This window comes from Nocardiopsis lucentensis DSM 44048 (assembly GCF_000341125.1).
GTDB classification, from domain to species: Bacteria; Actinomycetota; Actinomycetes; order Streptosporangiales; family Streptosporangiaceae; genus Nocardiopsis; species Nocardiopsis lucentensis.
In genome coordinates this window covers 1-15,101 of sequence record NZ_ANBC01000306.1, presented here as the reverse complement: position 1 = coordinate 15,101, position 15,101 = coordinate 1, and the positions used below count along the sequence as shown (strand labels likewise).

The 15,101-nt window shown below is 71.6% G+C and carries 7 protein-coding genes and 1 pseudogene; 4 read left to right on the top strand and 4 right to left on the bottom strand.

What is annotated here, in order from left to right; all coding sequences use genetic code 11:
- Window positions 1–150: 150 nt before the first annotated feature.
- Window positions 151–1,320 carry a PAS domain-containing protein gene (locus D471_RS0110840; RefSeq protein WP_017598642.1) on the top strand — a complete coding sequence of 390 codons (1,170 nt, stop codon included), beginning with the start codon at window positions 151–153 and terminating at the stop codon, window positions 1,318–1,320.
- 229 nt (window positions 1,321–1,549) lie between these two features.
- Here the strand turns inward: D471_RS0110840 and D471_RS0110835 are convergent, their stop codons facing one another.
- Together D471_RS0110835 and D471_RS0110830 are read right to left on the bottom strand one after the other, a co-directional pair.
- Entirely contained in the window at window positions 1,550–2,188 is a 639-nt protein-coding gene (locus D471_RS0110835; protein WP_017598641.1) for a response regulator, read from the bottom strand.
- Between the two features lie 6 nt (window positions 2,189–2,194).
- Window positions 2,195–6,892 carry a HAMP domain-containing protein gene (locus tag D471_RS0110830; protein ID WP_017598640.1) on the bottom strand — a complete coding sequence of 1,566 codons (4,698 nt, stop codon included), beginning with the start codon at window positions 6,890–6,892 and terminating at the stop codon, window positions 2,195–2,197.
- Window positions 6,893–7,210: 318 nt separating this feature from the next.
- On the opposite strand from D471_RS0110830, the gene D471_RS0110825 reads away from it, so the two are divergent.
- Complete coding sequence (locus D471_RS0110825; protein WP_017598639.1) at window positions 7,211–9,409, top strand: SpoIIE family protein phosphatase; 2,199 nt, start codon at window positions 7,211–7,213, stop codon at window positions 9,407–9,409.
- Between the two features lie 141 nt (window positions 9,410–9,550).
- On the opposite strand, the gene D471_RS0110820 is transcribed toward D471_RS0110825, so the two are convergent.
- Complete coding sequence (locus tag D471_RS0110820) at window positions 9,551–10,156, bottom strand: response regulator transcription factor (protein WP_017598638.1); 606 nt, start codon at window positions 10,154–10,156, stop codon at window positions 9,551–9,553.
- Window positions 10,157–10,324: 168 nt separating this feature from the next.
- Between D471_RS0110820 and D471_RS33820 the strand changes: the two are divergent.
- A pseudogene (locus D471_RS33820) lies at window positions 10,325–11,988 on the top strand (trypsin-like peptidase domain-containing protein).
- A gap of 277 nt (window positions 11,989–12,265) precedes the next feature.
- Window positions 12,266–13,561 (top strand): glycosyltransferase, encoded by a 1,296-nt coding sequence (locus tag D471_RS0110810; RefSeq protein WP_017598636.1) that lies wholly within the window; start codon window positions 12,266–12,268, stop codon window positions 13,559–13,561.
- 20 nt (window positions 13,562–13,581) lie between these two features.
- Here the strand turns inward: D471_RS0110810 and D471_RS0110805 are convergent, their stop codons facing one another.
- On the bottom strand, window positions 13,582–15,099 hold the full coding sequence (locus tag D471_RS0110805) for a sensor histidine kinase (protein ID WP_017598635.1): 1,518 nt from the start codon (window positions 15,097–15,099) through the stop codon (window positions 13,582–13,584).
- Between the last annotated feature and the right edge of the window lie 2 nt (window positions 15,100–15,101).

The following is a 15,101-nucleotide window of genomic DNA, read 5'->3' as shown; positions in this document are numbered from 1 at the left end:
CTCACTTCCGCCACCGTGCCCCGTGCCCTTAACGGTAACCGTGGCGGGCACCGCCCCTCACATCGGTTAGCGTCGGTGTGAGACAACGGTGTCGGGACAACCTGACGGGTACCGCCGAAGACGCGATCGACGACGACCGGAGACCTGAGCGTGTCGGACAACCTCGCCGGGCTGCGCAGGGAGATCACCGCTCTGGGAGAGCGCGTGGCCGCCCTTGGCAGCACCCACGCAATGTACCCCGACGACGCTCAGAGCACGGCCGAGGCGGCGCTGGCGGAACTGGAGTACGCCGAACGCCTCCTCGGTGAGGCGGACGAGCAGCTCAGCCGGGCGCGCCCGGAACAGCCCGGCCCACGCCGGTCGGGCGACGACGGCGACCGGGTCCTGCTGCGCGCGATGTTCGCGGAGCTGAGCGTGCCCGTGGTGTTGCTGGACCACGACGGCTACATCCGGCGGATCAACAACGCCGGGGCCGCACAGCTGGGGAGCGCTCCCGGCTACCTCACCGGCAAACCCTTCGCACACTTCGTCGACCTGCGTAAACGCGCGACGATGCAGTCGTGGTTGGCGTCGGTTCTGCGCGGGGGCGGCACCGCCTCGCTGGAGTCGCGGCTGGCGCAGCGCGGTTGGGCGGAGGACGTGCATCTGACCATGACCCGGCTGGAGCTGCCCACGGAGGCACATCCTCTCGTCCTGGTCGCGATGTCCCCGCCGATGAGCGGCTCCGAGGAGGAGGGCCCCGCGCCGCTGGAGCCGGAGGTGGAGGACCAGGTCGTGGTCCTGGCGGCACGGCGGTTGGACGTGCTGACCCGGATGACGCGGCTGCTGCTGCGCAGCGCGGGGCCGGGCGGCAAGGGTGAGCCGCTCGCCCTGGCGGACGCCGCCGAACTGTTGGCGGACTCCTACGCCGACTGGGTGCTCCTGGACGTGTGCGACCTGCCCACCGGCCCTCGTGCGGCCAGGCGCGCCGCGGTGGCCGGGCCGCCCGACGCACCGGAGGAGCTGCGGGCGGAGGTGGCGGCGGCGCCGTGCGACTCCGCCGTCCCCGGCGAGGTGCTCGGCAGCGGCCAGTCACAGCTGTTCCCGCTGATCGAGGAGGAGGACGTCCTCGGGTACGCGGAGTCGGGGGCGCCGCTCCTGGCGGCGCTGGGCGCGGGGTCCCTGATGTCGGTGCCACTGCGCGGAAGCCGGGGGGTGCGCGGCGCGCTGACCCTGATCCGGCGCAGCAACCGGGGCAGCTTCCGCCTCGCGGACCTGGGTCTCATCGAGGAGATCGGCGAGCACATCGGTCTGGCGCTCCCCCCGCGCCCCTCAGCCTGAGCGAGGGGCGTACCGGGTTCTGCAGGAGGAGCCGAGACGCCGGCGAGGAACGAGCCAGGCGAAGGCGACGACGAAGAAACCCGGTTCTCCACGCCCCGAGCCCCGGCCGAGCCCGCGAGGCCGCATCAACACAGAGGGGCGTACGGGGTCCCGCAAGACGAGGCAAGCCGCCAGCGAGGAACGAGCGGCGGGCGGGCCGAAGCGAAGCGGCAGGCCCGAAAAACACGACCTAGGCGGGCCCGTACAACGTGTCCACCAGCGTGGACAGCTGGCTCACCGAGCGGTCCATCCGTCGTACCCCGTCCACCAGCGGCTGGTCGCTGTCCTGGTAGTTGGCCATGATGTGCTCGCGCAGCGCGGCCAGGTCGCCCTGGACCTGGCGGGAGCGCTGGGCGAGCCGCTCGGCCAGGACACGGCCGGGCTCGCCGGTCTCCTGGCCGAGGTCGCGTTGCAGACTGCGCGCCTGTTCACGCATCTGCGCCTTCAGCTGGTGGAGTTCGACGAACACCTCGACCTTGGAGCGTAGGACCCACGGGTCGAACGGCTTGAGCAGGTAGTCCACCGCGCGGGAGGCGTAGCCGCGGAAGACCTCGTGCCGGTCGACCTCCTGGGCGGTCAGGAAGATGATCGGCACATCCTTGGTCTTCTCGCGCTGCTTGATGTGCGCGGCCGTCTCGAAGCCGTCCATGCCCGGCATCACGACGTCGAGCAGGATGACCGCGAAGTCGGTACCCAGAAGGTGCTTGAGCGCCTCCTCACCGGAGCTCGCCCGGACCAGGTTCTGGTCGAGGGAGGTGAGGGCCGCCTCCAGCGCGATCAGGTTCTCTTCTCGGTCGTCCACGAGAAGGATGTTGGCCTTCTGGGTCACTGCTCGTTACTCCAGGTCCTCTGTCGGGGCGGCGCCGACGCCGTCGGCGTCCCCGTTCGGGTGGTCTCCGTTGCCGGTGCGGGTGTCGTCTTCCGTGGCGCCATTGTCCCCCCGGGGGGCCCCCGCCGCGTCGCCGCCCCCGGATCCGTCGGTGTCGGCGGCGGCTCCGGCGATGGTCTCCGAGCGGTCGGCGGTGAGCCAGCGCCGCATGACGTCCAGCAGGTGGTCCAGGTCGACGGGCTTGGTGACGTAGTCGGTGGCACCGGCCGCCAGGCTGCGCTCCCGGTCGCCCTGCATCGCCTTGGCGGTGAGGGAGATGATCGGCAGCTCCTCGAACTGGGGCATCTCCCGGATCGCCCGCGTGGTCGCGTTGCCGTCCAGCTCGGGCATCATCACGTCCATGAGGACGAGCGAGATGTCCTCGTTGGCCTCCAGCATGGCGATGCCCGAACGGCCGTTGTCGGCGTACAGGACCTCCAGCCCCTGGGCCTCGAGCGCACTGGTGAGGGCGAAGACGTTGCGGACGTCGTCGTCGACGATGAGGACCCGCTGCCCGCTGAGGATGGCGCGCCGTTCGGGGTCGGTCCGGGCCTCGGCGCGCTCTCCGCCGGACTCGGACTCCCGCTCGCTCTCGGCCGCGGGTTCGGGTGTCTTGAGCACCGGGACGCTGGGCAGCGGCTCGTTGCCGATGTCGGTCAGGGCGGCCAGGGCCGCGTCGAAGTCCTCGTCGGGCATGACGTACTCGACATCGGTGGCTCCGTCGGTGAGCGGGTCCTGACCGCTGGAGGACCCCAGCGCCGGGACCGTGTCCACACCGGTGGTCTCCTCACCGCGCTCGCCGGCGTCCTCGGGCAGGCGCACCGGGAGCAGCAGGGTGAAGGTCGATCCCTGGTTGGCCACGCTCTGGACGCGGATCTCACCGCCCAGGAGCCGCGCGAAGTTCCGGCTGATGGACAAGCCCAGGCCGGTGCCGCCGAACCGCCGCGAGGTTCCTCCGTCGCCCTGGTGGAAGGCCTCGAAGATCACCTGGAGCTTGTCCTCCGCGATCCCGATGCCGGTGTCGGCCACGGTGAACGCGATGACCTCCTCGTCCTCCACGAACATGTCGAGGTCGGCGTCCTCCAGCGCCCACGCGGGCTCGATGAGCAGGCGCACCTCGCCCTGCGGCGTGAACTTCACGGCGTTGGACAGCAGATTGCGCAGGATCTGTTGGAGACGCTGCTCGTCCGTCCACAGGGTGCCGGGGATGTCGGGGGAGACGTCCACCGCGAACGCCAGCCCCTGCTCCCCGGTGACCGGGCGGAAGGTGGCCTCCACGTAGTCGACGAGTTGGGCGATGGACACCTCGCTGGGCTGGACCTCGGCGCGGCCCGCCTCCACCTTGGACAGGTCGAGGATCTCGTCGATGAGCAGCAGGAGGTCGCTGCCCGCCTTGTGGATGGTCTGGGCGAACTCGACCTGCTTGGGCGAGAGGTTCTCCTCGGCGTTGTCGGCCAGGAGGCGGGCCAGGATCAGCAGGCTGTTGAGCGGCGTGCGCAGCTCGTGCGACATGTTCGCCAGGAACTCCGACTTGTACTTGGAGGAGACCTGGAGTTGGTGGGCGCGCTCCTCCAGGGCGTTCCTGGAGCGTTGGATCTGCTGGTTCTGGAGTTCGATCGCCCGGTTCTGGTTGGCGAGTTGGGTGGCCTTCTGGCGCAGTTCGGCGTTCTTGCCGCGCAGCTCCTCCTGCTGACGCTGGAGCTCGTTGGAACGCTCGCGCAGTTGGCTGGTCAGCTGCTGGGACTGTTCGAGGAGGTACTCGGTGCGGTTGTTGGCCAGGATGGTGTTGATCGTGGTCCCGAGCAGGGCGACCAGCTGGCGCAGGAAGTTCTTGTGGATCTCCCGGAACTCCTCGTAGGAGGCGAACTCGATGACGCCGAGCGAGCGCTCCTCGGAGATGATCGGCAGGACGTACAGGTGCCGGGGTTCGGCCTGGCCGAGGCCGGACTGGACGGTGACGTAGCCCGACGGGAGATTGCCGACCTGCTGTTCGATCTGCTGCTCCAGNCCCCCCCCCGCCAGTCCGACGCCCTTGCGGATACGGCGGCGGCTCTCCTCCGGGGCGAACCCGAAGCCCGCGTAGAGGCGGAAGACGTCCTGGTCACCCTGGTCCTCGGGCAGGTAGCAGGCGCCGTGCTGGGCGTTCAGGAGCGGCGTCACCTCGGTCATGATGAGGCGGGCCAGCTCGTGCAGGTCCCGGTGGCCCTGGATGTGGCCGGAGATGCGGTTGAGGTTGGACTTGAGCCAGTCGGCGTCCTGCTGGGTGGCGGTGGTCTCGCGCAGGTTGGACACCATCAGGTTGATGTTGTCCTTGAGCTCCTCCATCTCGCCGCGGGTGTCGACCTGGATCCGGCGGGTCAGGTCGCCCTTGGCCACGGCGTTGGCGACCTCGGCGATCGCCCGCACCTGGGTGGTCAGGTTGCCCGCCAGGCCGTTCACGCTGTCGGTGAGCTGCTTCCACGTGCCGGAGACGCCCTCGACCTTGGCCTGGCCGCCCAGCTGGCCCTGGCTGCCGACCTCGTGGGCGACGCGGGTGACCTCCGTGGCGAACGCGGAGAGCTGGTCGACCATCGTGTTGACGGTCGTCTTGACCTCCAGGATCTCGCCCTGAGCGTTGACGTCGATCTTCTTGGTCAGGTCACCGGCGGCGACCGCGGTCGTGACCTCGGAGATGTTGCGCACCTGGGTGGTGAGGTTGTGCGACATCGAGTTGACGTTCTCGGTGAGGTCCTTCCAGATGCCCGAGACGCCCTTGACGTCGGCGCGGCCGCCGAGCTTGCCCTCGGTGCCCACCTCACGCGCCACCCGGGTCACCTCGTCGGCGAAGGCCGAGAGCTGGTCCACCATGACGTTGATGGTGTCCTTCAGCTCCAGGATCTCGCCCTTGGCGTTGACCGTGACCTTCTTGGTCAGGTCGCCCGCCGCGACCGCGCGGGTGACCATGGAGATCTGCCGCACCTGGTAGGTCAGGTTGTTGGCCATCGAGTTGACGTTGTCCGTCAGGTCCTTCCAGACCCCGGAGACGTCCCGGACATGGGCCTGACCGGCCAGTTTGCCCTCGGTACCGACCTCGCGCGCCACCCGCGTGACCTCGCTGGCGAAGGAGTCCAGCTGGTCGACCATCTTGTTGATGGTGTCCTTGAGGTCGAGCATCTCACCCTGGGCGTCCACGGTGATCTTCTTGCTCAGGTCACCCTTGGCGACGGCCGTCGTCACCTGGGAGATGTTGCGGACCTGGTAGGTGAGGCTGTTGGCCATCGAGTTGACGTTGTCGGTCAGGTCCTTCCAGATGCCCGAGACGCCCTTGACGTTGGCCCGGCCGCCCAGCTTGCCCTCGGTGCCCACCTCACGCGCCACCCGCGTGACCTCGTCGGCGAACGAGTCCAGCTGGTCGACCATGGTGTTCACGGTGTTCTTCAGGGCGAGCATCTCACCCTGGACGTCGACCTCGACCTTGCGCGTCAGTTCGCCCCGGGCGACGGCGGTGGTCACCTGGGAGATGTCCCGCACCTGGTTGGTGAGGTTGTCCGCCATGGAGTTGACGTTCTCGGTGAGGTCCTTCCAGATGCCCTGGACCCCGCGCACGTTGGCGCGGCCGCCGAGCTTGCCCTCGGTGCCCACCTCGCGGGCCACCCGGGTCACCTCCTCCGCGAACGCGGTCATCTGGTCCACCATCGTGTTCACGGTGTCCTTGAGGTCGAGCATCTCACCCTGGACGTCGATGGTGATCTTCTTGCTCAGGTCACCGCGCGCGACCGCCGTCGTCACGGCGGAGATGTCACGCACCTGGTTGGTGAGGCGGGAGGCCATCTGGTTGACCGACTCGGTCACCTCGCGCCAGGCACCGGAGACGCCCTCGACCTGCGCGCGGCCGCCGAGCTTGCCCTCGGTGCCCACCTCGCGGGCCACCCGGGTCACCTCGTCCGCGAACGTGGACAGCTGGTCCACCATCGTGTTCACGGTGTCCTTGAGGTCGAGCATCTCACCCTGGACGTCGATGGTGATCTTCTTGCTCAGGTCACCGCGCGCGACCGCCGTCGTCACGGCGGAGATGTCACGCACCTGGTTGGTGAGGCGGGAGGCCATCTGGTTGACCGACTCGGTCACCTCGCGCCAGGCACCGGAGACGCCCTCGACCTGCGCGCTGCCGCCGAGCTTGCCCTCGGTGCCCACCTCGCGGGCCACCCGGGTGACCTCCTCGGTGAAGCCGCTCATCTGGTCGGCCATGCGGTTCACGGTGGTGGCCAGGCGCAGGAGGTCGCCCTTGAGCTCGCCCCTGCGGCCCTCGGTGGAGGCGCGGCGGCTGAGCTGGCCCTCGGCGACGGAGTCGAGGACGCGGGCGACGTCGGTGACGGGTTCGGCGACCTCGTCGAGCAGGTCGTTGAGGGCGCGGGCGCTCTCGCCCCACGCCCCACGGGAGGGGTTGACCGCGACGCGCTCGTGCAGTCGGCCCTCGTCGCGGACGACCTGGCCGACGCGCTGGAGTTCGTTGCTGAGCTGTTCGCTGTGGTCGACCACCTCGTTGAAGACCGAGGCGATCTCCTTGATCGCGCCGCTGCCGCGTTGGCGGAGGCGCACGCTGAAGTCGCCGTCCCGCATGCGGTACAGGGCACTGAGAATCTCGTCGAGTTGTTCCTCAGCCAGTTCCTTGGCCGCGTCGGGCATCGAACCCCTCCTGCTGGTCTGTNNNNGGCCCCGCCGAGACGGAGCCGGCCGCGCGTCAGTCCGCCGGGTGGGGCTCGTGGCCCGTCGCCCGGCGACACCTCACGCTACCGCCGCGTTATACCACCCGAAAGAAGCCGATGTGTCGGTGACTTAGACTAACTGGCCGTGGTGCCCGGCACAGGCGGGTTGGCCATGTCGGTCTCACCAGAACAGCACTCCGCCGTATCCGCGCCTCCCGGACCGCGCCCCCGGCGTATCGTTACAAGGGCAGGCGTACTCCCCGCCGCCCCACGCCCAGTGACGAAGGACTTGCACGGCTTGCCAGTACACGACGCGTCGAAGGTCGCCCGACGAGATTTCCCGCCCACCCCGGAGACGGCGGCCGCGGCCCGGGAATTCGTCCACGACACCCTGGTCTCCTGGGGGGTGCCGGAGCCGTTCGATGACGTGATCCTCCTGGTCAGCGAGTTGGTCACCAACGCCGTCGTCCACGCGCGCTCAACGCTGGAGGCGGCGGTGCGCCGGATCGACGGCTGTATCGAGGTGATGGTGACCGACTCGGCGCCCGAGCGCGCGGTGCCGCAGGCGGGTCCGCTGACGGTCGACGCCGAACCGGCCTCCGGGGATCGGAGGCCGGGCGGCCTCGGGCTGGCCCTGGCCTCGGCGATCGCCTCCAGTTGGGGGGTGAGCTACGGGCGTGAGGACAAGGCGGTGTGGTTCCGCATCGAGGACGCCACACGGTCGTCGTCTCCTCCGTCACTGGAGTCGCCCCCGGTGCGCAGGGGCACCACGGGCGGCAACCGCCCGTCGCGCAGTGCGTGGTCGTCGCTGGACGCGGCGCTGAGCTCGCGGCTGAGCCTGCGGCAACTCCTGGAGCGGACGGTGGAGTACGCCGCGACCGCGCTGGGCGGGGACGCGGCCTACATCGCGCTGGCCACGTCGGACGAGACCATGTGGGAGGTGCGATCGGCGGTCGGCCTGACCGTCGACGGGTCCCCGTGGCGCCCGCTGCGCGTGCGCACCGAGGAGGCCTTCCCGTCGGCGGCGCCGGAGCCGGGGCCGACGATCAACGACGACCTGATGATCGCCCGCGCCAACCGGGGACGGCTCTCCCGCGCGGGGATGCGCTCCCTGGTGACGGCGCCGCTCATCGTGGACGGCCGGGTGACGGGCCTGCTGGGGGTGGCGTCGAAACGGACGCGGCACTTCGGCCCGGCGGCGGCGCAGCGGCTCCAGGACGGGGCGGACCGCATCGCCCTTCCCGTGGAGCGGTCCCGTCTGGCCGAGGTGGAGCTGAGCCGCCGTGCGTCGTTGAGCTTCCTCGCCGAGGCGAGCGACCTGCTGGCGGGCACCCTGGACGAGCGGATGACCGGGGCGCTCGCCGCGCAGCTGATCACGTCCCGGCTGGGCCGGTGGTGCGCCATCCACACCACCAACGACCTGGGCGTCTACCAGCTGACGCACGTGGTGCACCGGGACGAGAACCTCAATGACATCCTGCGCGACCTGCTGTCCGGTGAGCCGCCGCGCGAACAGCGCGAGCCGCGGCCCCTGTGGAGCCCGGCGGAGCTCGAGGAGGAGGGACTGGCCGAGGAGCTGGTCCGCGAGCTCACGCACGGCCCGGCGATCAGCATCCCCCTGGTGGCACACGGTCGCGCCCTGGGCCGGATGACGATCGGCAACGACGAGGCCGGCGACTTCACCCGCGACCAGGTGGACGTCGCCGACGACCTGAGCCGCCGGGTGGCGTCGGCGATGGAGAACGCCCGGCTGCACGAGCGGCAGGCGTCGATGAGCGGCGCGCTCCAGCGCAGCCTCCTTCCCGCGAAGGAGAAGGAGCCGGTCATCCCGGGTGTGGACCACGCGGTGTTCTACCGTCCGGCGGACGAGAAGAACGTGGTCGGCGGGGACTTCTACGACGTGTTCGCCGCCAGCGGCCGGTGGTGTTTCGCGGTCGGCGACGTGTGCGGGACGGGCCCGGAGGCCGCGGCGATCACGGGGTTGGCGCGGCACACGCTGCGGGCGCTGGCGAGGGAGGGGTTCTCCCCGGCGCACATCATGCAGCGGCTGAACATGGCGATCCTGGACGAGAACACCTCGACCCGGTTCCTGACCATGCTGTACGGGGAGATGACCCCGGCGACGGACAGCGGTGGCGGGATGCGGGTGCGGATGGTGTCGGCGGGACATCCGCTGCCGCTGCGGCTGAACCAGAAGGGCGAGGTGAACTCGTTCGGGTCCTCGCAGCCGTTGCTGGGCGCGTTCGAGGACGTGGGGTTCGAGACGGAGAGCGTGGACCTGCGCCCCGGCGAGGTGGTGCTGGCGGTGACCGACGGCGTGACCGAGCGGCGGAGCAACGCGGACATGCTGGGCGACGAGGGGCTGAAGGAGATCTTCTCCGGGTGCGCGGGGCTGACCGCGCAGGCGGTGATCAGCCGGATCGACCGTGAGCTGGAGGAGTACGCGCCCGGCGGGCACACCGACGACACGGCGATGATGGTGCTGCGCCTGCTGTGAGCGGGGGCGGCGCCAGGGGTGGGCCTGGGACGGCCGCACCCGTTTCCGGAGGGCCCGGGCCGGCACCGGCCCCTCCACCACCGGCCGGTCCGGCTGAGAGCGGACGAAGGAGGGCACCGCTTCCCACGCACGCGCGGGCCCCTACAGCCACCCCATGTCCTGGGCGGTCCGGATGGCCGCCATCCGGTTGTCCGCACCGGTCTTGCCGATGGCGTTGGACAGGTAGTTGCGCACGGTCCCCTCGCTCAGGTGCAGCGACCTGGCGATCCGCGCGACGGTGGCCCCGTCCGAGGCCGCCCGCAGCACCTCCGTCTCACGGTCGGTGAGGGGGCTCTCACCGCCGACCATCGCCGCGGCGGCCAGGTCGGTGTCGATGTAGCGCCCTCCGTCGTGGACCCGGCGGATCGCCCCGGCCAACTGGTCGACGGGGGCGTCCTTGGCCAGGAAGCCGCGCGCGCCGGAGGACAGCGCCCGGCGCAGGTACCCCGGGCGGCCGAAGCTCGTGAGGATGACGACCCCGCAACCGGGTGCCTCCTCCTTGAGCCGCGCGGCGACCTCCAGCCCCGTGGCGCCGGGCATCTCGATGTCGAGGACGGCGACGTCGGCGCCGTGTGCGCGGACGGCGTCGGCGACCTGGTCGCCCCGGCCGACCTCGGCGATGACGTCGAGGTCCTCCTCCAACCCGAGGAGCGCGGCGATCGCCCCTCTGACGAGGTGTTCGTCGTCCGCCAGAACGATCTTGATCAAGGCCTGCCCTTCCTTTACGCCACGGTGGCAGAAGGACGTTATCGTTCCGGGGAAGACTGCGTCACACGGACTCGAAACCTTGCCATATCGGTCTCTCACCCTGCTCTAACCCACGCGAACCATCATGGAACCCGTCAGCAGGGATCGTCCCGCGAGTCGGAGGCTGAGTTGAACCCCAACGAACCGAGTGCAGGCACGGCGGCCGGGAACGAGGAGCCCGAGTACCGTCCGGCCGGGCCCGCCGACCAGCCCGAGGCGTCCGGCCCGGCCGGGGAGCGCTCCTCCCAGGACGACGACGCCCAGCAGGCCGCATCCGCCGGCCGGGAGGCCGGGGACGACGCCCCCGGCGCGGTGCCGGACACCGCGCCGGACGCCGTGTCCGGTCAGGAGACCGGGCCGCGGTTCCTCCCCTCCGGTCCCGACCGCGACTGGGCCGGCCCGGAGGCGTCCGGCCAGGCGGCCTACACCTATCCCGCGCCTCCTCCGCCCGGCGCCGAGGGCGCCTGGTCCACCGGCCCGAGCGGGGGCCCGGCCGGTGGCCACCCAGGTGTGTACGCCCACCACGCGGGCGGCCCGGTTCCGCCGCACGGGGGCCCGGGGGGACCCGGCGGTGGCGGCTCGGCGTTCTCCGGCGGACACTCCGCCTTCGGCGGGCCGGGAGGAGTCCAGGGGCCGGGAGGACCCGGTGGGCACGGCGGCGGTCCGGGGCAGCCGCCGTTCGGCCACCAGGGGCCTCCCCCGGGTTCGGTACCGCGGCCCGACAAGCCCAGCGGAGGACGCGTCGTCACCGTCGCGGCGGTCACCGCCCTGATCACCAGCCTCATCGTGGGCCCGATCGCCGCGGTGGGCACCGCCTACCTGCTGCCGGGAGGAGTGTCGTCCCCGATCAGCTCGCTCACCGGTGACCAGGGGTCGACGCCCACCGAGGGTGAGGTCGGCGAGGTCGCCGACGCCGTGCTGCCGAGCGTGGTGTCCATCGAGACCGCCAACGGCAGCGGCAGTGGGGTGATCATCTCCTCCGACGGCCAGATCCTCACCAACGCGCACGTGGTGGAGGCCGCCCCGGGCGACGCCCTCCAGGTGACGTTCAACGACGGATCGACGGCGCGCGCCGAGGTCCTGGGTTCGGACACGGTGTCCGACATCGCGGTGATCCAGGCCGAGGGCCGCACCGGCCTCGAACCGGCGGTGCNNNNGGGGTCGGGATCGGCTCGCCGCTGGGGCTGTCCGGCACGGTGACCACGGGTGTGGTCAGCGCGCTGAACCGACCGGTGAACACGGGCGTGGCCGAGGGCGAGGCCGGCCCCACCTCGACGGTGATCAACGCGATCCAGACGGACGCCGCGATCAACCCGGGCAACTCCGGGGGACCGCTGGTGAACATGAACGGCGAGGTCATCGGGATCAACACCGCGATCGCCGGGATCTCGCAGGACAGCGGATCGGTGGGCCTGGGGTTCGCGATCCCGGTCAACCAGGTCCGGCCCATCGCCGAGCAGCTGGTCGAGGAGGGCTCCGCCAGCTACGCCGCGATCGGGGCGACCATCACCCGCAGCACGGCGGGCGGAGCGGAGATCGTGGAGGTCAACAGGGACAGTGCCGCCGAGGCGGCGGGGCTGTCCGCCGGTGACGTGGTGGTGTCCGTCGACGGGGAGACGGTCTCCTCGCCCGATCAGCTGATCGCGCTGATCCGTTCCCACCGGCCCGGTGACGAGGTGACCTTCGGGGTCCTGGAGGGCGGCTCCGGCGACGTGCGGGAGGTGACGGTGACGCTCGGGGAGCAGACCTCCTCCTCCGTCAGGTCGGGGGGCCCGGACGGTATCGGCGACTGAACCTGACGACCACGGTCGTCCCTCCCGAGGGGCGGTCCCGGGCATGGGGGTCCCGGGCCGCCCCTCACACGTGTCCGTACGGGAGTGGGTCCACCACCGCCCCGGTGGGGGCGCCACCGGCGGCGCGCGGCGGCCACCCGGCCGACCGCTGAGTCAGGTGCTACCTGACCGGTCGCTCCGCCGTCACCGGAAGGTCGGTGGCGGTCAACTCACGTGATCCACACTCGTGCCTGTCCGGCGCGCCCCCAACGCCGTCCCGCCCGCAGGAGAGCACCCCATGTCGACGTCCTTCGTCTCCCCCGCCCCCGCCACCCCACGGACCCCGACCCGGGTGGCGCCCGGTCCGCGCCCCTCCGGCGCGCGGGACCGCGGGATCCGGCTCCTCATCGGAACCGACACCTACCCTCCCGACGTCAACGGCGCGGCCTACTTCACCGCCCGGTTGGCCCGGGGCCTGGCCGAGCGCGGTGTGTCCGTGCACGTCGTGTGCCCCTCCTCCGAGGGGCGGCCGTACGTGGCCGAGCGCGACGGGGTGGTGGAGCACCGGCTGCGGTCGATGCCCTCGCTCGCCCACGAGAGCGTCCGCCTGACCGTCCCGGCCGGAGCGCGCGGCCACCTCGACCGCCTGCTGTCCCGTCTGCGCCCGGACGCGGTACACGTCCAGAACCACTTCATCGTCGGCCGAACGCTCACCCGCGCGGCGCGCGACCACGGTGTCCCGGTCGTGGCGACCAACCACTTCATGCCGGAGAACCTCTTCGACTACCTGCGGGTGCCCGATTCCCTGCGACCGCACGCGGCCCGGCTCGCCTGGTGGGACCTGCGCACGGTCCTGTCGGGCGCCGAGCACGTGACGACGCCGACCCCCGCGGCGGCGCGGCTGCTGCGGGAGCAGGGGTTCACCCGGACGGTCGAACCGGTCTCCTGCGGGATCGACCTCGTCCGTTTCAGCCCTTCGCGCGCGGGCGCCCCCGAGCGTCGGCGGCTGCGCGCCCGTCTGGGCCTGCCGGACCGCCGGACGATGCTCTTCGTCGGGCGGTTGGACGAGGAGAAGCGCGTCGAGGAGCTGATCCGCGCCGTGGCTCGCATCCCGGATCTCCAGTTGGCCCTGGTCGGCAAGGGTGGCGGCCGACGTCGGCTGGAGGCGGTGGCCGCGGCGGAGGGTGTCGCGGACCGGGTGGTCTTCCTGGGGTTCGTGTCCCACGCCGACCTGCCGGACGTCTACCGCTGCGCCGACGTGTTCACCATCGCGAGCATCGCCGAACTCCAGAGCATCGCCACGCTGGAGGCGATGGCGAGCGGCCTGCCCGTGGTGGCGGCCGACGCGATGGCCCTGCCGCACCTGGTCGAGGTCGGGCGCAACGGGTACCTGTTCCCACCCGGTGACCACGAGGCGCTGGCGCTGCGGGTGGGGGACGTCGTGGCCGACGAGGACCGGCGGTCGCGGATGGGCGAGCGCAGCCGGGCCATGGCGGAGCGGCACCGGCTGGCGGACTCCCTGGAGCGGTTCGAGCGCATCTACCGCGACGCCGCGCGCGGCGCGGTGATCGGGGCCGCGGCCGGGTCGGGCTGATCGGCCGAAGCGGTCGGGCCTCAGCCGCCTTCGCCGGGGGGCGTGAACAGCGGTAGGTGGAACCCGACGACCGCCCCGCCGCCCTCCCGGTTGCGCGCGAACACGTCGCCGCTGTGCGCCCGGGCGATGTCGCGCACCATCGCCAGCCCGAGGCCGGAGCCGGGCAGGCCGCGGGCCTCGGTCGCGCGGTAGAACCGTTCGAAGACGCGGCCGAGCTGTTCGGGGGCGATCCCGGGTCCGCGGTCGAGGACCTCCACGACGCCTTCGTGCACACGGATCTCGATGGGTGCGGTGCCCTCGGGGTCGAACTTGACGGCGTTCTCCACCGGGTTGGCGACAGCGCGTTCCAGGGCGCTGGGTCGGCCCCACACGGTGCTGTCGTCGGCGTGCACGGTGATTTCGCGACCGGTGCGCCGCCGGGTCCGGACGGCGACGCGTTCGGCGACGTCGCCCAGGACGACCGTGCTCTGGGGCTCGTCCTCGCGCTCGCCGGTGGCCAGGCCGACGAGTTCGTTGACGAGCGAGGTGAGTTCGCGTGTCTCGCCCCGGAGGTCGTCGATGAGCCGTTCGCGCGCCTCGGGGGTGAGCCGGTCCACTCTGCCCAGCACCTGAACGTTGGTGTAGAGGCTGGTCAGCGGCGTGCGCAGTTCGTGGGCGGCGTCCTGCACGAGTCTGCGCTGCTCCTCCTTGGAGCGGGCCAGGCGCCCGAGCATGGCGTCGAACGCGCTGCTGAGGCGGCCCACCTCGTCACGTCCGGCCTCACCCCCGCCTTCGCCGCCACCGACCGGGTCGAGGCGTCCGGTGGAGCTGACGTACTCGGCGGCGTCGGTGAGGCGGACCAGGCGCTGGGTGGTCCGGTGGCCGACGAGCCAGCCCGCCGCGGCGGCGGCGAGCGCGACGAGCAGCCCCACCCACAGGATCTGGGTGGCGAGCCGGTCGATCATCGCCTCCACCGGGGACAGGGGCTGCAGGAGCTGGATGGCTCCGCGTTCCGCGCCGAAGGAAACCGTGGCCAGGCGGAAGTCGCGGCCCTCGACGTTGACCTCGCGCACGTCGGTGACCCCCGGCTCCGTGTCCCGGGCGATCTCCAGGTCCCGTTCGTCGGAGGGGAGGATGACGACCTGGTCGGGGTCGGCGGCGGTGACCGACCGGGTGCCGACCGGGCTGAGGTACTGCGCTTGGAAGCTCCCGCTGGACATGATGACGAGAGCCCTGCCGACCGACTCCGTTCCCCCCGACGCGTGGCGGGCGACGAGCTCCTCGGACAGCCCCTCGACGGTGCGGTCGAACTCCTCCCGGGCGTCGGTCCGGATGAGGGAGGCGGCGGTGGTGTAGGCGAGGGTGCCCACCAGTGCGATCGTCACCGCCGCGACCAGGGCGAACAGGACCGCGAAGCGGGTGCCCAGCCGCCAGTCGCGCGGCTGGTCGACCAGCCCGCGCCACCAGGGGCGGGGCGCGCCCGACGGCGGTGTGCCCCGAGGCGGTGGGCCCGGAGGCGGCGGCGCGTCCGGAGGAGTGTTCGGCGGCGGGGCGTTCATGG

Coding starts and splice junctions, on each gene's coding strand:
- D471_RS0110810 (WP_017598636.1), top strand. CDS start 12,266: ATGTCGACGTCCTTCGTCTCCCCCGCCCCCGCCACCCCACGGACCCCG.
- D471_RS0110805 (WP_017598635.1), bottom strand. CDS start 15,099: ATGAACGCCCCGCCGCCGAACACTCCTCCGGACGCGCCGCCGCCTCCG.